The sequence below is a fragment of the Alteromonas sp. ABM1_013 genome (assembly GCF_056160505.1).
The window spans coordinates 244,281-262,788 of sequence record NZ_JBSWXH010000001.1 but is presented as its reverse complement, the minus strand read 5'-3'; the positions used below and the strand labels follow the sequence as shown (position 1 = coordinate 262,788).

Here is an 18,508-nt window from a genome sequence, read left to right as displayed (position 1 = left end):
AAGTTTAAATAGCAGAAAAAAACAAAAAGTGCGTTACTATCACTAAATAAACTAACATTAAATCAGCCACCCCTCATTAACATTATTTTAACGTCGTTTGCGGGAAATACACGTAAATGCTGATATTGGCTACAGTCGTAATACGCGAAAGAAAGCCATTATCACTGCACTTAAAAAGGATCTTTTAGTTGTGACGCCCTCCTTACGAACTATAGCTCATCCCTTTCTTACCCTTTTAGTGTTGTTAATCACTAACTTTACGAACGGCGTAAGTTTCGCTAGTCAGGTCGACACCGAAATTGAAAAAACTCAGACAGAGAGCGGTGCTACCTGGGAGCTAAGCTATACCCTTGATAAGCCCTCACAACAGCTAGTATTCGTCCGAAACCCTGACGCTTCTAGAACCACTCGCTGGCTACCAAAAAGTAGTGACATTGAGATTGCCTACGACACCATTTCACAACAAGAAATTGTGCGATCTAAAACGGGAAAACCTATTTCTAAGGTTTCTTTTGTACTCACCCCCACTTACAAACACTTGGGCAAAGACTATGCGCCGTTTTCGCCTTTCTCGAACGGTGGCAATGCTTTTCATTCTGGTCGTCTGTTTGCTTGTGCTAATACTTGTAAAGAGGAACATAATGAATGGCCTATCACCCTTAAAGTGCCAAGTGGCGAACATATCGTTTTAAACGGAAAAGTAGTTAGTGGCAGCGCCTCATGGGTAGATAAAAATAATGGCAGACAGGTTTATGTAGGTAAGCAGCAACCTATTATCACAGACAGCGCTGTTGCTCTTATTGACCCAGCCTTACCTGAGAGCATACAAGCGAAGCTTAAGTACGACATGCCCAATATCATGGCTTATTTCTCTCACTCTCTTAACTCACTTGCCACTGAGAAACCTATGCTATTTGCTTCTTACGCCATGGTTGACGGTCATTCCTCACAAGGCGGCACGCTGCCAAATCAAATTTTTATGCACTGGAACCGAAATGATTTGGACAAACGCGCTGAGAATATCGACTTTGCCAATAAGACGTTGTGGTTCTTTGCCCATGAAGCAGCACATTTATATCAGCCAGGTAATACCGACGGCGTCTCAGAAAATGACGAACAGTCATGGTTACATGAAGGTAGCGCCGACTACTTTGCGGCACTAGCCATGAACTACCTTTATGAAGATGCCAATAGCTATGTGGATAGGCGTATAACCCACGCCTTTGAAAGCTGCACGCAAGGTTTAACGCAAAGCACGCTAGCCAACGCTTATAAGAACGGACGCTTCAATCTTTATTACTCGTGCGGAATGGTAATGCACCGCGCCATCGATAGCGTGGTGCAGCAAAAAACGTTAGGTGAGGAGTCGCTGTTCACCGTATGGAAGCGACTTCAAAAAGTAGTGAATAGTGGCATGCCGCCTGGCACAGCGACCTTCTTAGCATTACTTGAACCTTATAACGCACCTGAACTTATTGACGCCATAAACAATGCAACTAGCGAAAACGATAAAAAGGCGATACTGGGCTTACAGACCCTGTATCGCATGGGTGAGTGATAAAAGGGTCTACTTGATGAAGTACCCTATTGCTTTATATTCACCATTTACCTCTACCATAGAGAGTGTTTCTACATTCATAGAGGTACTTTCAGTGAACTGGGTGCTGAATGATAAGATTAGGTAATTGCCTTTTGGCAACCCTGGTAGTGAAGAAGGCGCTTGAGCTAAAGCAAACTCTCGATTTTTTAGATCGCCTAGAGGCTTTCTAACAAGCTGAAGTGCTTCAGCCCATTTCGCTTGGGAAATATTACTTCTGAATATAGCCGCACTATCTTTCCAGCTTTGTTCATATTCTCTGCTGTCGATAAGTTCCAACCAGCTTTTTGCATCTTCAAGGACTTCGCTACTGACATTAACTGGCTTGCCAGCTTCAATTACTTGGTTGCTACCATTGTTCGCATTGACCGTTTGCGCATAATAAATAGCAACAAACAAACTGATGGCGAGCGCTAGCGTGATCCAAAGAACATGTTGGGGATTCAACGACGTTGGCCGGTCAAGCTGCTGTTTAATTGCATGATGAGCTGAGGCATTCTCGCCCGCAGTAGAAGTTTGCGAGGTTGGCTGCCCTTGAGCATGACTTGTAGTGGCGAGGGGTTCACCCATTAAAAGCGCATCGGGCGTCGTTTCGAAAACCGAAGCAAGTGCGCCTATTGAATCGTGTGATGCAGATTGTGTTTTCTCAATTCGCTGTATAGTACGCAAACTCAATCCGGACACATCTGCCAGATGCTGCTGACTCCATGCCTTAGCATTGCGAAGTTGTATAAGCTTTTGACTGTCTACTTTCATATCCATCTCGCGCTTCCTCCTGTTAGCTGCGCTTCACATACGTTAAAAACGTAACGCGGTTAACAGTAAGAAATATCCATGGTCAGTGATACGACAGTTTTACGTCAACCCTGTGACAAAGCAAGCCTGATGGGTACGTTAACGTTCTTATTCTTTTGCTAACCAGCATTCTCGTTGTGAAGTAATGAAGGCACTACTCGTGCTAATCGTCTTATTGACGCAGAGGCATAGTTACTCAATCACGTCCTCCACCTGCAACCGTAAATCAAATAAGCTAGTATTAATGACTTATCACAACGCAATGCGTACAATACCGCCCCCCGAAAAACAGGTTGGTGATTTATGAGTTCAGATAGTCAATTTTTAGTTGGTCAGCGTTGGTTAAGCAACACCGAAATAGAGCTGGGGCTGGGCGTGGTTATCGGTAACGATTTCCGCTCAGTTGAAGTGTTGTATCCGGCAACAGGCGAAGCGCGAAAATACACAAAGCAGGACGCGCCGCTTACGCGACTAATATTCGAAATTGGCGAAACGGTCAAAAGCCAAGATGGCTGGGAAATGACCATTACTGAAAAAGAAGAAAGCCAAGGTTTATTTATATATCACGGGCTTCGTGAAGATACCAAGGCCCAAGTGCGTTTACCTGAAACCATGCTAGACAGCCACATTCGCTTAAACCAACCTGAAAAGCGCCTGTTTAGTCAGCAACTAGACAATCCGAAATGGTTCGACTTACGTGAACGCGCCCTAGACCATCAATACGAATATTTGCGTTCAAGTACTATCGGCCTTGCCGGTGCCCGTATATCGCTTATCCCGCACCAGCTACACATAGCGTCAGAGGTAGGCGGAAGACACGCGCCTCGCGTATTGCTTGCTGATGAAGTAGGGCTTGGTAAAACTATTGAAGCAGCGCTAATTATTCACCAGCAGCTTAAAACTGGTCGTGCAGAGCGCGTGCTTATCTTGGTTCCAGACTCGCTCATGCACCAATGGCTAGTTGAAATGCTGCGCCGTGTAAATCTTCCCTTCGCCATTTACGATGAGAGTCGCTGCGAAGCGATAGAAGAGAGCGAAGGTCTAGAAGATGACGATACAGCTGACACAGCCGCAGTAAACCCATTTGAAAGCGATCAGTTGGTACTTTGCAGTATCGACTTTCTCAGTAAGAGCGAAAAACGCCAGCAACAAATTCAAGCCGCAGGTTGGGATTTAATGGTTGTCGATGAAGCCCACCACCTTGCGTGGTCAAGTGAGGCTCCTTCTGCCGAATACCTATGTGTTGAAGCACTAGCGAATCAAACGCCTGGCGTATTGCTACTTACCGCAACGCCCGATCAACTTGGTCACGAGAGCCACTTTGCACGCTTACGCCTACTCGACCCGGCTCGCTTCCATAGTTACGACGCTTTCTTAGATGAAGAATCGAAATACAGTCAGCTCGCCGATGCGGTCGCGCCATTACTTTCAGACGCCGAGCCTAACGACAAGCAACGTAGCAAACTTGCTGAGTTTGCGCCTGACGTAATGGAACATGCGGGTGATTTAAGCTCGCCGGACAATCGCCATGCGTTGTTGCATCAACTTATTGACTGTCACGGTACAGGTCGCATGCTATTTAGAAATCGCCGCGCCAATATCGAAGGGTTCCCAGAGCGTAAACTAAGTGCATATGAATTGGCGTTGCCGGAGGTTTATTCAGAGGCAGTGAGCGGTGGCGACCTAACCTATTCACTATACCCTGAGCGTATGGCAAGCGTGGTTAATAGCTGGACTAAGCACGACCCTCGCGTTGAATGGCTGCTAGATTTTATGCAAAGCGTTAAGCCAGAAAAAATTCTGCTTATTTGCGCAAGCGCTCGTACGGCACAAGAGTTAGGCGAAGTCATTCGCACGCAAACCGGCATACGCCACAGTGTATTCCACGAAGGCATGAGCATAGTAGAGCGCGATAAGGCCGCCCATTACTTTGCTGACGAAGAAGACGGCGCTCAAATTCTATTGTGCAGTGAAATTGGCAGTGAAGGCCGTAACTTCCAGTTCGCTCACCACTTGGTTCTGTTCGACTTGCCCATTACGCCAGACCTGCTTGAACAGCGTATTGGTCGTCTTGACCGTATTGGCCAAACTCAAACTGTACAAATTCACGTGCCGTATTTAGCGAAAACCGCGCAGCACGTCTTACTAGATTGGTATCACGAAGGACTTAATGCCTTTGAGAAGACCTGTCCGACCGGCTCTGGCGTGTTCGACGACGTTAAGCCTTTGCTTATTGGTGCCTGCTTGCACCCTGACGATATGAGTGCCCGTGACGAGCTTGTAAACATGAGCGTTACGCTAAATAGCCAACTGGTGGCACAGCTTGAAGCCGGTCGCGATCGACTTCTTGAGCTTAATGCTTCTGGAGAAGGCCGTGTAGAGCAACTGCTTGAAGACATTATTACACTTGATAGCGAACAAGATTTGTCGCGCTTTATGGGCCGTGTATTTGACGCTATCGGTGTTCAGCAGGACGAAAAAGGTAATGACTGCTTTATCCTTATGCCAACCGAATCCATGGTAAGCCAGCTTCCAGGGCTTGACCCAGAAGGCATGACGGTCACTTACAAGCGCCGTGTTGCCACCACGCTTGAAAACGTACAGTTTCTTAGCTGGGACCACCCGCTAGTACATACCGCGATTGATGTAGTACTCACCGACGTACACGGAAAAAGCAGCATGGGCTTTATTGCCGAGCCATCTTTACCGAAGGGCGCCTACTGGATAGAAACCCTTTTTGTGCTGCATGCACAAGCGCCGAAAACGCTTCAATTAGGCCGTTTCTTGCCACAAACGCCTGTGCGGGTATGTTTAGATGCGCAGGGCAATCCTTCTGACTTAAGTTTTGATGTTAAGCGTAAAATTGGCCGCAAAATTTCTTCTCAACTTCTAAAAGCACTGCAACAGCCGCTTGAACTTGCAATCGAGAAAGCACGTAAGCTTGCCCATCATGAGGCTAACCAAAAGCAGCATGATGCCCTTAACGATATGCATAGCACATTGAATGATGAAATACAGCGCTTGCGCGATCTTCAAAAGCGCAATCCTGCTGTGCGCGATAGCGAAATTGAATTTATTGAAACGCAAATGAATGCGCTCGATAAGGTCATTCAGGAAGCCGATGTTCAGCTAGACGCAATACGTATTGTGGTGAACAACCCGTAAATGCGAAATGTTAAGCACTGAAAGAACAACGTTGAAGTAACGAGTACATAATGGCAAACCCGAGTTTTGTTTATAACCCACCTATGACGCCTTATCTTGATATCCTGTATCAAGATGAGGATATGGTGGTAGCGCACAAGCCTAGCGGACTGTTAAGCGTGCCAGGAAAGGCCTTAGAGCACCGAGACTCGCTCATTAGCCGTGTTAATTGTGTATACCCTACCGCGACGGTAGTTCATCGGCTAGATATGGCGACATCGGGTATCTTAGTGCTGGCACTGAATAAAGAGAGTCATCGCCATATATCAAAGCAATTTGAGCTCCGACAAACTAAAAAGCGGTATTTTGCCCGAGTACATGGTCATGTAGCACAAGACAGTGGAGAGGTTAATTTACCCCTTATTTGCGACTGGCCGAACAGGCCGAAGCAAATGGTAGATTTCGAGCGCGGTAAGAAAGCAGTGACGCAATTTGACGTTGTCGAGCGTACCCATGATGAAAATGGATTGCCCTATTCTTTAGTTGCCCTTTATCCCATCACAGGTCGCTCTCACCAACTGCGCGTGCATATGCTTGCTTTAGGCCACCCTATTTTAGGGGACAGACTTTATGCCCATGAAGAAGCGTTATCTATGGCCTCTCGCTTGCAGCTACATGCAGAAAGCTTAAGCTTTTCCCACCCTACATTCGGGCACTGGCAGCATTTTCACATTCCTATACCTTTTAGCCAGTACCAACCCAAAGCCCTTTCTGAAAGTATTGAGTAGTTAGCGGTTCTTTATTTTATCTATGGACTTCATTTCAGTTTTATAAGGTTCTGCCGATAACCTTCTTAGAATACTTGGTGTATGAATTGATTTGATGCTGCCGTAACCGCGCAAATCAAAAATAGGTAAAGGCAAACCGTTTTTTATGAAAAGGCACGCTCTTCTTATAACATTTGCAGTTATCGTATCGCTGCTGCCTGTAACGGCGCATTGTGATTTTTTCACAGATGTAAGTAATGCCTATTTGCCCGGAGAAGTGGACGCGTTAATGGTGGGCGAAGAGAAAGCCCCTGTTATTATGGTTGAGGCACGAACTCCGCTCCCTTTGGGTGTTGCCGTGATACTCACTGAACCCTTTCCATCTAGCTTGACCCTTGCAGAAGGTAACAGCCTAGCGAGTATGCTTGCTGAGAAAGGGTGGAACGTAATTATCAGCCCATTTAATTTGTCGACAAGCTCACCATCGGTTCTAACTACTGAAGAACAAACCAGTGAAGCCCAAGCAGAAAGCGCATCCCCATCGATGGGTAGTGAATCAATCATCCACCCGAGAAGTGATCAACTGACTCAGTACCTTGACTTTGAATCAACAACGACAGCACTAACGCTGCAACTCAGTGCTTTAGATAATTATTTGCAAGATAGAACGGGATACCGCATGGTCATTGCGCAAGGAATGCTTGCAACGGCCTACTTGTCTGCAGTAGAAATGCAGCCTGGTTTACAACCAGACTCATTTGTCGCTATATCGCCATTCTGGCCACAAGAAAAAACAAATAACTTAGTGATTGATACTATCGCGAAAGCCAGCTTTCCCATTCTTGACTTGTCTTTAATAAACTTTAATGACTGGGAAGCAAGCACCGCAATGAAAAGAAAGGTTCGTGCAAAAAACGAACTGAAATTGCACTATAGGCAAGTCCACCTGCCAAATAATTCTTTAACCTTTAGTATAAAAGAAATCAACAAAACCCCGAATATTCATATAGTTGCAAATAGCATCATAGGCTGGACCAGGCATCTAGGCTGGTAATTCCTCTATCTTAGGATTAGGCTAAATCAGTATCCAAAACAGTTACCTACCTTTATTCATACGAATAATGGGATGTTGAAGTCAATGGTAGTCATGTTATGGGCTATACTATTTTTTAGCAAACAACGACGGTTGAGTGGCTTGTGAATGTTCAAGATTTTGTAGATAACAAAGCGAAACAGCTGTGTTTCTATTTGCGAGCATTTTGGCAGGGAGAGCTTCCTATCGAGGAGATCGAGCTATTCTTTTGGGATAGTATGGAAGAATGGGGGCAAATTGAATGCACGTTAACCCAGCCATATACGCAAAAAGAGCGTGTTTTTTGGCATTTGCTTCATCAAGTGCATTACTGGAATGAAGATAAACTAACAAAAGACCAGTTTCTTGTTGATGAGTTAACAAACTGTGTTAACTTTTTGGAAGGTTTAGGGCACTGCCCTCTGGATTGCGTCGGGATCCGCCCCTAATTTCCGCTCACTTACAACGGTATACTCCCCCCTTGGGTTAAAACGTATCGCTTAAAAGTTCATCATGCCCCCACAGTTTTATTGCTAAACACAATGGTTCATGGCTCAATACACTTTTGAGTCAACGCCGAAGGCCGAAGTATTGCTAACTGCATTAAAAACGTTCAATGACAAACGCTTCTTAACCATTTTTCTTTTTGGCGTTTCCAGTGGCTTCCCTTGGATCATGATTGGTTCAGTATTATCGGCATGGTTAAAGGATGAAGGGTTATCGCGTTCGGCGATTGGTTTGTTCGGTATTATCTTCGCCACCTACTCATTTAATTTTCTATGGTCGCCCCTTGTCGATAAGCTTAAGCCGCCAATGCTAGGACAAAGACGAGGTTGGATCTTTTTGATGCAAAGCGCTGTTGTTTTCCTGTGTCTGGCCATGTCCCAACTTACCGCAAACCAAGACCTATTCTACGTAGCCCTAATTGGTTTACTCATTGCCATTGCTTCTGCCACCCAAGATATTGCTATTGATGGCTTTCGTATTGATTGCATTGAAAAAGAAGACAAAGATGGTATGTCTACTGCATCATCAGTAGCAACAGCTGGATGGTGGACGGGCTACGGTGGCCTTGGCGCTATCCCCTTTTTCTTAGCAGACCTCACTTCCTGGACTTGGCCAGATATTTACTTATTACTTGGCGCTATCATGGCCTCTTTGGCAATAGCTACCTGGTTTGCTAATGAACCAGCTGTTAATAGGGAAGCTTTGCTTGAGCAAGTAACGGATGTAGACGCAAACAGCTCTGCAGCAATTAACTGGATAAGAACAACACTCATAACACCATTTTCGGAGTTCTTTAACCGCAATGGCATTAAGCTGGCTGCTTCATTCTTACTGTTTATTTTTCTTTTTAAAATTGGAGAAGCGTTTTTAGGTCGTATGAGCATCGTCTTCTATAAAGAAGTGGGTTTTTCAAATAGCGATATCGCCACTTACTCAAAGCTGCTTAACTGGTGGGTGACGATTGTCTTTTCTCTGCTCGGTGGATTAGTCAATATTCGCTATGGTATTTACCGAGGACTGATGATTGCAGGGGTTGCCATGGCGGCTTCAAACCTTCTGTTTGCTCTTATCGCGCAAACTGGGCCTTCAACTTCACTGTTAGCCATCACTGTAGTCGTCGACGGTTTTACCGGAGCATGGAGCACCGTTGCCATGGTCGCCTTTATATCGCTTTTATGTAACCGCGCTTTTAGCGCAACTCAATATGCACTTATGGCCTCACTAAGTGTTGCAGGACGAACATTGGTTGCTTCTAGCAGTGGTCTAGTTGTTGATAGTCTTAATGGAAACTGGAGTTTGTTTTTCATTTTGACCGCTGTCATGGTGGTCCCAAGCCTTTGCTTTTTATATTCCATAAGAGATCACATAAAGCGCGTCGAAGCGCCATAAATTCCTTACACCCTGTTGCTGTCTACATTTAGTGGCCTTGCAACTTTGTATTAGTTGCCTACATTTAAAGAAGGTAGTTAATACAAACTCTTGCAAGGAAGAAATTTGAGCGCAAACAAGGCTTATCCACCGCAACGCAAGTCATCATTGGCATTTTCCGCTTTTACCTTTTCAAAAGTAAACGCCACGGCTATGTTTTTCGCGGCCATTATTATCTCAATCTTGCTTGTATTGAACACTAAACAGCAGTCTTTCATTACTAACCTTAAGCAAAAGAGTGATTTAGAAACGAGTATAATTACCGCTGAACATCGAATTCACCAATTCAACAGACAAACTCAAAGCGATAATGGCAATCATACCGCTCTAGCCCATCAGTTACAGGTAACGTACCAGGGGTTACATCGATATTTACAAGACAGATGGAGGGTCAGCGACGCTCCTGCGCCCGTTTCTAAAGAAGAGTTTACAAAGGCATATAAAGGTTTAAATAGAGCCACAGCCGAAGAAAGCGCCAAAACAACGCGAATATTGCTTTATACGTTTATGGCGCTCGCCCCTACTGAAATGAAGCCTTATATTGATGATGGCTTTAGCCTTCTTCCTCTTCTAAGCACCTTACAAGCGGAAGAAAATGCGGCGTTACTCCGTGTACAGGTACTGCGGCAAAAGATGTTGATAACCACTTTATTTGGCGCAGTTGTTCTGGTTCTTTGGTATCTTGGTGCGTGGATTATTAGTAAAAGCTCACCCAAGAAATCTCTGCGAAAACTCAACAAGTCAAAGGTACGGCTTGCTATTGCTGATAATGATCAAGATCTACAGAACAAAGAGTTTTTACAGCTTATCAGCCATGAGTTTAGGGCCCCGATTAGCGCCATAATTAGTGCCTTAGAGCTTATTCCTAATTTGGAAGATCAGCGTACTCGGTTAATTCAACAAGCAGAGCAATCCAGTTATCGACTGCTAAATTTAACCAACAACCTTACTGATATACTCAATAATCACATAGAGGATGACCTTCAACTTTCAAAGGTAGACTTGATCAGCTTGTTAGACGAATGCATATCCCCTTTTTCGGTAAGGATTAAAGACAAAAAGCTCGAATTTAACATGCACTGCAGTCATAGCGTGCCAAGTTATGCTGAAACCGATGCTATGGCCCTTTCCAAAGTCATAGTGAATATTCTCGATAATGCCGTGAAATTTACTTCAACGGGTTTAATTGACGTGACCGTTACAACGCTAGTTAAAAACAAAAAAGTTTTTCTAGTAATCATTATTAACGACACCGGCATTGGCATTGATGATAGTACGCAAAAACGCATGTTTGAGCGCTTTTATAGAGGAGAGCATTCGCAAAGTCAGCGCTACCCAGGGGCGGGGATTGGGCTATCGGTTGCCAAACGCAGTATTGATAGACTTGGCGGTGCACTTCAAGTCAACAGTACCGTTGGCGTCGGATCTGAATTTAAAATATCACTGCCTATTAAGCCAGTAGAAGATTCACCATCGGTGTCATCTACCCCTTCAAATGCCAAATTCGCGGTTGTCGACGATTTAGAAATCTCAAGGCTTCATCTACAGTCTATTGTCACGAAAGAAGGCTTTAGCGTTCGCACATTCTCGTCTGGCGCCAACCTTTTGAACCTCCACGAAGAACTGCTTCAATTCTCGGGCATCATTGCCGACTTATATATGCCAGGGATGAATGGACTTGAACTGGTAAAAACACTGCGCGCAATCTATGGAGAACGAGTGCCGCCGGTCATCGTATTGTCTGCAACACCGGATATCGCCAATATTATCGCCAAAAGTGAGCTACCCATATATCAGAGCTTTGTTAAACCTATCGACCGAAATCGGTTTGTAGACGCCATTCATCAACTAACGGCAAATAATGCAAAAGTCATAAAAGATGTAGCCAAGGCCAACATATTAGTTGTTGAAGATGAGCCGATTAACGCCGAGATGGTGGAGTATATGCTACAAAGTATGGGTCACAATGTGACGGTGAGTTATACCGGCGACGATGCAATTAGCCGAGTTAACGAAACCGACTTTGACTGCGTGTTGCTCGACATTCAATTGCCAGATATTAACGGCTTGGAAGTAGCAAAAATAATGAAAGAAGGGCACCCTAACCTCTCTATAATTGCACTTACCGCTAATGCCCACAGAAACGATAAAGAAGCTTCACTGCAGGCGGGTATTCGATATCACCTTGTGAAGCCTGTTACCTTCCAGGAACTCAAAAATACCTTACGTCTTGCACTTTTATAGATGGTGTTTTTCTAAGTATAGATACGGTACTGATTTCGACCGTTTTCTTTCGCCTGATAAAGCGCTTGGTCGGCACACTCAAGCCATGCCATCGACTCCTTAAAGTCGGGAGAAAACTGGGCAAGCCCAAGGCTTACAGTGAAGCTTATCGATTCGCCCTCATGCTCAACCACCAAACGCTGTGCAAATTGTCGAATACGCTCGGCCACCGCTTTCGCATCGTCTACCGTTGAATCGTTAAGGATAATTGCAAACTCCTCACCGCCATAACGCCCCGCCAGATCGGTTTCCCGCACACAACGTTTAATCAGGGCAGCAAGCATTTTTATGACTTTGTCGCCAGCTTGGTGCCCGTAGGTATCATTAACCCGCTTGAAATGATCGATATCTAGCATGAGTGCGGTACTGGGCTTTCCTCGTCGAACGCATAACTTGTGCATTTCATCAAAGCGTTCTTGCCAATAGCGGCGGTTAAATAACCCTGTAAGCCCATCGACTCGGCTTGCAGTTTTCAACTCTTCGTTAAGATGCTGCATTCCCAGTTTGCCTAGGGCCTGCTCGGTCACATCGTAAACCAGCATACAGAACCGCTCTACACGTCCACTTTTATCTACAATAGGGAAGATGGTCACGTTTTGGTACATAAACTCAGCGGCGCAAGTAACCGGACGATTACAATCGAACTTTAATAAGTAAGGGCGCTGCTCCCAAATGATAAACACCGGACTTTTTAAATTAAATACAGGGTCAACTTTGGTTCTGAGCCACTTCTCTTCTATTTCTGGGAAGTGTGTAAACAAGCTAGTTCCAACCATAGCGTTCGCTTTCTTAGCGCTATGATCCTCAAGAAATTTATTCCAGACCTGCACGTTGAAGTTGCGATCAATTACCGCAATCCCTACTTCAATTGAGTCGAGTAATTCTGCAGGTACGTGAGATGAACTAACGAGGGTTTCTGCAGCGAGTGTACCAGTTGAAGCATTCATAGACTTTCCTTGTCTTGTATTATAAAACCATCATCGAACAGCCGCGCATAAATGTGACTCATAGCATCACCGGGGAACAGCAATAGAAGGTCGAAGGAAATATCTCTCGACTTTATCGCATAGCCAATTTCAATGGCCATTAATTTTCCCCAGCGCTGTACGTTATCGCTTAAAAGCGTTGATAAACCTTGGTGCTGCCCGAGTAAGATAGGATGCGTATGACTGAAAGCAACATTGAGTTGTTCTGACAAACCATTTAAACAAGCACCGATTAGAATATTCGACACGTCCATTAGGGCTTCTAGGGCAAGTTTATCTGACGATGCCGACGAAGGGTATTTCAACAATTCAACAATATTTTGCGTATTCGTATCGTTAAAGATAACCAGGGCTTCACCACTTATACCTTCGCTAATAAACCCTTTTGAAACCGCAGAAACGCTGTCATTACGATTAATCTCGGCAATCGCCATAGACAATTCGTTGCTTTCAATTAAGTTAACATTAGGTATGGGTAGGTCAATAAACTCACCTAGCAGCTGGGCTAGATTTTCTCCTGCGCGCCCCATGGCAATATTGACCATTTCACGGCATGCGTCTAACTGCTCTTCATTACTCGCTGGGCCCTTGGCTTTAGGCGCACTTGACTCACTTTGCCCCTGGGCCTTTTGTAAGTTAGCCCCTGATGAATGGCTCTCACCGCTATAAATGCCGTAGGAAGATAAGATATGACTAAGCTTATCATTATCAATTGGCTTTCGAATGAAATCTAAAGCACCCAGGGCGAGCATTTTTTCCCGCGCTTGCGCCTGAACATCACCAGACACTACCACCACTAAGCACGGCAAGTCCTGTTGACGAATGGCTTCCATAGTTTGGTAGCCATCCATTATCGGCATGTTTAAATCGAGAAAGACCACGTCGCCCTTACCTTCTTTGATAAGAGCTAGGGCTTGTTCACCATTCTCGGCAAACGAGACATCTACATCCCACCCGTCGGGTAAACTGCGCGCCATTTGCCGCCTTGCGAAGCCCGAGTCATCGCAAATCAATATTGGAGTACTCATGGTAACTCCTTAAATAGCGACAGGGGCTTTGATATGTGGGTGTGACTGGTAATTCTTTAGCGTGAAGTCATCGTATGAAAAACCAAAGATATCTTTAATATCTGGGTTAATTTCCATCGTTGGACGGGCAAAAGGTTCGCGACTAAGCTGCAGTTCTACCTGTTCAAGATGATTTGAATACAAGTGCGCATCACCTAGCGTATGGATAAAATCCCCCGGCTCTAAATCACACACTTGTGCAATCATCATGGTAAGCAGTGCATAGCTTGCAATGTTAAACGGAACGCCAAGGAAGATATCACCGCTACGTTGGTAAAGCTGGCAGCTTAGCTTGCCTTCTAAAACGTAGAATTGAAAAAGCGTATGGCAGGGAGGTAGCGCCTGCTTGCCCATTGCCGCATTTTCTTTGGGTGAATAGCTAGTATCAGGCAAGACCGCAGGGTTCCAGCCGCTAACGATCAGACGACGTGAATCAGGGTTATTTTTAATTTGCTCTACCACTTCGGCAATTTGGTCAACCGAGGTACCGTCACCGCGATCCCAACTACGCCATTGATGGCCATATACAGGGCCAAGCTCGCCTTCATCGGTAGCCCATTCATCCCAAATTTTTACGCCATGTTCTTTTAAATAGGCAATATTTGTTTCGCCTTTTAAGAACCAAAGTAGTTCGTGAATGATTGATTTTAGGTGACACTTCTTTGTTGTCACCAAAGGGAAACCTTCCTGTAAATTAAAACGCATCTGATAGCCGAATACACTTAATGTACCTGTACCAGTTCGATCTTCCTTTTTCACACCCGTATCACGTACATGGCGCATTAATGCGAGATATTCTTTCATCGTTATTCTTATATTTTTTGTTGTTCAACACGGTCTTTTCCGCGCATATAAGCACGGACTATTAATCCTATTCCTAAAGCTATCATAGGTAAACAAAGAAGTTGCCCCTGGCTTAGGCCCATTTGGTATAAGCCAATATGAGCATCAGGCTCTCTGAAGTACTCAACGATAAACCTAAAGCTACCGTAACCGAGCAAGAATAAGCCACTCACCGCCCCTACAGGGCGCTTCTTGGCAGAATAAAGCCATAGGATAATAAAGAGCAGCACGCCCTCTAAAGCAAACTCGTAAAGCTGTGAAGGGTGGCGAGGCACATAGCCTGCGTTAGGGAAAATGACAGCCCAAGGTACGTCAGTGGTGCGCCCCCATAGTTCTGCGTTTAGAAAATTGCCAATTCGACCAGCCCCCAAGCCAATGGGCACAAGTGGCGCAACGAAATCTCCTAAACGTAGGAAGGTCGTATTCATACACTTTGCGCGCCAAAACAGGGCTGCTAATACCCCTAACAAGCCGCCGTGGAAAGACATTCCGCCAGCCCAAATTTTAAATAGATACAGAGGGTCGTCTAAGAACATGCCAAACTGGTAGAAAAACACATAGCCAATGCGACCACCCAAAATCACGCCCACGAAACTCCAGAAAAGCAGGTCGCTTAACTGTTCTCTGCTCCAGTTAGTTTGTGATAGACGCTTTTGTGCTAACAGATACGCTGCAATAAAACCTACCAAATACATTAAGCCGTACCAGCGGACACTTAATGGACCGACACTGAAGATAACGGGGTCGATACTGGGAAATACCAGATAACTGCTCTGTTCCATTATTTTATTCAATTCCTAAAATCATTCTAATGCTTACTAAAACAAGTAAACATGCCAACATCGCTTTTAACACACGTGTATTAACGCGCTGCCCAAGCTTCGCACCTATGTTTGCGGTAAACATGGAGGTTGCAACAATACCAGCTGTAGCAGGCAGATAAACATAACCCATACTGTATTCTGGTACATCTATCTCACCCCACCCAGCAATAATAAAACTGGTGGTACCAAAAACGGCAATAACAAGCCCGCAAAAAGCGGCGCAACCTATAGCCGCGCGTACATTAACACGAAACCACACTAAAGCGGGTACAAGTAATGCGCCACCGCCAATACCCATAAGCGCACTTAGCATGCCTGCTCCACCGCCAACAGCAGCCAGTGAACCTTTAGAGGCTTCGTTCTCAGACGCTTTTTGTTTGCCAAAAATCATTTGCAGCGCTATCAATATAACCAGTACGGCGAACACATCTTTAAGCACTTCGCCCGAGATATGACTTGCCACCTGCGCACCGGCAATTGCACCAAACGCGATCCCTAATCCCGTATAAAGCACAATATGACGCTGAATATTACCCAGTTTATAATGTGCTAAAGCCGACGACATACCCGTGAAAATAATGGTAGATAAAGAAGTTGCGATAGCGACAGGCATAACCGTTTCGGTGGTCATGCCCAGAAAATGAATCATTAGGTACGACAGCGCGGGTACAATAATTAAGCCGCCACCGATACCCAACATACCTGCAAGAATACCGACAATAGAGCCTAAGATCAGACAGCTGGCAACAATTACAACGAGTGGATCCATTATTTAAGCACCTGCCCGGATAAGGCCTCCCAGGCCCTTAGTTTCAAGATACTGATTCAAGTGCACAAAAACTTCTTCTTGGCTAACAGAAGTTAGCGCTAGTGAAAGTAACTGCTTACACTCATCAAGCGTTACTTTTCGAATAAGCCAGTTTATCTTTCTAAGGTTAAAGCCGTTCATGCTCAAACGGCGGTAACCCATTCCCATTAGCAGCAACGCCCCCGCGGGCTCTCCCGCGATTTCTCCGCAGATAGTCACAGGCACTTGATTTTGGTTAGCTTTTTGAACCACATCGTAAAGCGCGCCTAGTACGGCTGGATGATAGCTATTGTAAAGCCCCGCCACCCGCGTATTGTTTCTATCGACTGCCAGTAGGTATTGGGTTAAGTCATTGCTGCCAACTGAAAAGAAATCAACATGCTTGGCCAGCTGGGGCAATTGATAAAGTACCGATGGTACTTCGAGCATAATGCCTAATTTTGGTTTATTCAGGGTTTGCCCTGATTCTGCAATTTCGTCAGATATCTCATAAAACGCCTGATTGATAAGGCGCTTAGACTCCTGCACTTCAGATACCGTAGATATCATGGGCAGCATAATTTGCAGGTTGCTTAGCCCTACGCTTGCCCGAAGCATAGCGCGAACTTGAACCAAGAATATTTCGGGATGGTCGAGTGTAAGTCGAATGCCACGCCATCCTAAAAACGGGTTCTCTTCGTTAATAGGAAAATAGGGTAGCGGCTTATCGCCTCCCACATCCAAAGTACGCATGGTGATGGGTAACGACGGCGCAGCCTCAAGGACTTGGCGATACAGCTGAACCTGCTCTTGTTCCGAAGGGAATCGCTCGCGAAGCATAAAGGGAATTTCGGTGCGGTATAAACCCACGCCTGCCCCAATCTGTTCGGCGTTAAGTTCTACTTCAGCAGAAAGGCCCGCGTTGATGTATAAGGACATTCTGCAACCATCAACGCTTTCACACGGTTTATCCGCCTCTGCGTCGATTTTATCCGCAATGGCCGACTCTTCTTCAATAAGCTGAATAAATTCGGTCTTAATGTTGCGCTCTGGCGAAATAATGACTTCCCCGGAGTAGCCATCAAGCAGAATTTCTTTGTCTTCAAGTAGCGCTGGTGTAACGTTTTGACAGCCCATTACGGCAGGCACGCCCATAGCCCTTGCTAATATGGCTGCGTGAGAGTTGTTCGAGCCCCGAATAGAGATAATCCCTTTGAGCTTATCTCGCGGAAACTCAGCAAGCATGGGGGCTGACACTTCATCAGCGACTAAAATACTTGCCTCAGTAATAACCTGCTCAGAAACTTTTTGTCCGTTCGCTTCATACAAAATATTGGCTAATATACGGTCGGATAAATCGACAATATCAATAGCACGCTCTTGCATGTAAGGGTCGTCCATAGCCTGAAAACGAGCTGCGTAGCTTTCGACTACCATCTTCAACGACGAAGCAGCGTCCCAACCTTGGCGAATCTTTTCTTCTACTTCGCGCCCAAGACTGTTGGCATCTAAAAGGTGATGATAGAGCTGGAAAATTGATTTAACGTCATCGGGGATTCCGTCATCCAATCGCTGAGACAGGGCGTCAACATGGCCTCGTGTTACCTCAACACCTTTGCGGTAAAGCTGAATTTGCTCTTGTGGTGATTGGGTGCGCTTAACCACCCAGTTTTTGAGGTTGATAGACTTATCGGGGGACACCCCTTTACCAATAGCTAAGCCAGGCGAGCCAGCGATACCACGCACATTTTTTTGTCGAGCAATGTTGTCGGTGGAGTTAGAGAGTGTCAATGCGCCACGTATATCAGCGTTGGTGATCTCTAGCGCTAACTGTGCGGCAAGGGTAACTAAAAACGCCTCTTCATCTTCGCTAAAGCGTCGCATCTGAGACTGCTGAAGTGTGATAACACCCAGTACACGCCTTTGATTGATAATGGGCGTACCTAAAAAAGCATTATACTTTTCTTCTTTTACTTCAGGGTAGTGTTTGAATCTAGGGTGATTGTGCGCGTTTACGATATTGAGCGGTTCTTCCCGTTGACCAACTAAACCGATAAGACCTTCCGAAAAACCAATACGAACTTGTTCTACCGCATCGGGGTGAAGACCGTCAGTAGCTTTAAGGATGAATTCTTGGGTGTCGTAATCGGCAAGGTAAATAGAACATGAGTCAACACTAAGCGTATGCTTTACACGTGAAGCTAGCCTAAACAACGCGGTATCGAGTGCAGGAATTTGATTCATTTCCTGCACGATACGTTTTAATGTAGTTAACATTGCGCCTTGTTGGCTCTGAGGGCTCACCGGTTTATCCTTGTGTAATTGCAGTTTGCTCGTCGCTTACTGTTGCACATCGCTGCCTCTGACACCTTTAACATCTCTGCCCCTTTACACTTTTTCCATTAGCG

General features: G+C 45.3%; 14 protein-coding genes. 7 read left to right on the top strand and 7 right to left on the bottom strand.

All coding sequences use genetic code 11. The annotated features are described in order from the left end of the window. Positions 1-190: 190 nt before the first annotated feature. On the top strand, positions 191-1,558 hold the full coding sequence (locus ACXAGK_RS01165) for a gluzincin family metallopeptidase (RefSeq protein ID WP_474853545.1): 1,368 nt from the start codon (positions 191-193) through the stop codon (positions 1,556-1,558). 9 nt (positions 1,559-1,567) lie between these two features. On the opposite strand, the gene ACXAGK_RS01160 is transcribed toward ACXAGK_RS01165, so the two are convergent. Next, complete coding sequence (locus ACXAGK_RS01160; protein WP_474853543.1) at positions 1,568-2,359, bottom strand: DUF4019 domain-containing protein; 792 nt, start codon at positions 2,357-2,359, stop codon at positions 1,568-1,570. A 336-nt stretch (positions 2,360-2,695) separates the two neighbouring features. On the opposite strand from ACXAGK_RS01160, the gene rapA reads away from it, so the two are divergent. From rapA to ACXAGK_RS01130, 6 genes are all read left to right on the top strand, one after another. Next, a complete protein-coding gene (gene rapA / locus ACXAGK_RS01155; protein WP_474853541.1) occupies positions 2,696-5,557 on the top strand; it encodes an RNA polymerase-associated protein RapA in 2,862 nt (953 codons plus the stop codon). 50 nt (positions 5,558-5,607) lie between these two features. Next, on the top strand, positions 5,608-6,324 hold the full coding sequence (gene rluA, locus ACXAGK_RS01150; protein WP_474853539.1) for a bifunctional tRNA pseudouridine(32) synthase/23S rRNA pseudouridine(746) synthase RluA: 717 nt from the start codon (positions 5,608-5,610) through the stop codon (positions 6,322-6,324). Between the two features lie 145 nt (positions 6,325-6,469). Then, a complete protein-coding gene (locus ACXAGK_RS01145; protein ID WP_474853537.1) occupies positions 6,470-7,357 on the top strand; it encodes a DUF3530 family protein in 888 nt (295 codons plus the stop codon). Between the two features lie 143 nt (positions 7,358-7,500). After that, positions 7,501-7,824 (top strand): hypothetical protein, encoded by a 324-nt coding sequence (locus ACXAGK_RS01140; protein ID WP_474827940.1) that lies wholly within the window; start codon positions 7,501-7,503, stop codon positions 7,822-7,824. A 100-nt stretch (positions 7,825-7,924) separates the two neighbouring features. Continuing rightward, the gene (locus ACXAGK_RS01135; RefSeq protein ID WP_474853535.1) at positions 7,925-9,271 is read left to right on the top strand and encodes an AmpG family muropeptide MFS transporter; all 1,347 of its coding nucleotides are present in this window, start codon (positions 7,925-7,927) and stop codon (positions 9,269-9,271) included. Between the two features lie 105 nt (positions 9,272-9,376). Further along, positions 9,377-11,554, top strand: coding sequence for a response regulator (locus tag ACXAGK_RS01130; RefSeq protein ID WP_474853534.1), 2,178 nt, complete (start codon positions 9,377-9,379; stop codon positions 11,552-11,554). Positions 11,555-11,565: 11 nt separating this feature from the next. Here the strand turns inward: ACXAGK_RS01130 and ACXAGK_RS01125 are convergent, their stop codons facing one another. Genes ACXAGK_RS01125 through ptsP form a run of 6 tightly spaced genes read right to left on the bottom strand, consistent with a single transcriptional unit; the run spans position 11,566 to position 18,377 of the window. After that, positions 11,566-12,540 (bottom strand): GGDEF domain-containing protein, encoded by a 975-nt coding sequence (locus ACXAGK_RS01125; RefSeq protein WP_474853532.1) that lies wholly within the window; start codon positions 12,538-12,540, stop codon positions 11,566-11,568. Further along, positions 12,537-13,607: a response regulator gene (locus ACXAGK_RS01120; RefSeq protein WP_474853530.1), complete on the bottom strand. Its 1,071-nt coding sequence runs from the start codon at positions 13,605-13,607 to the stop codon at positions 12,537-12,539. Before ACXAGK_RS01120 ends, ACXAGK_RS01125 begins: the two co-directional genes overlap by 4 nt. Positions 13,608-13,616: 9 nt before the next feature. After that, on the bottom strand, positions 13,617-14,450 hold the full coding sequence (locus tag ACXAGK_RS01115) for a thymidylate synthase (protein WP_474808842.1): 834 nt from the start codon (positions 14,448-14,450) through the stop codon (positions 13,617-13,619). Positions 14,451-14,458: 8 nt separating this feature from the next. After that, positions 14,459-15,271, bottom strand: coding sequence for a prolipoprotein diacylglyceryl transferase (lgt, locus tag ACXAGK_RS01110; RefSeq protein ID WP_474853528.1), 813 nt, complete (start codon positions 15,269-15,271; stop codon positions 14,459-14,461). 4 nt (positions 15,272-15,275) lie between these two features. Beyond that, positions 15,276-16,082 carry a sulfite exporter TauE/SafE family protein gene (locus ACXAGK_RS01105; protein WP_474853526.1) on the bottom strand — a complete coding sequence of 269 codons (807 nt, stop codon included), beginning with the start codon at positions 16,080-16,082 and terminating at the stop codon, positions 15,276-15,278. A 3-nt stretch (positions 16,083-16,085) separates the two neighbouring features. Further along, a complete protein-coding gene (ptsP, locus tag ACXAGK_RS01100; RefSeq protein WP_474854455.1) occupies positions 16,086-18,377 on the bottom strand; it encodes a phosphoenolpyruvate--protein phosphotransferase in 2,292 nt (763 codons plus the stop codon). Positions 18,378-18,508 lie beyond the last annotated feature (131 nt).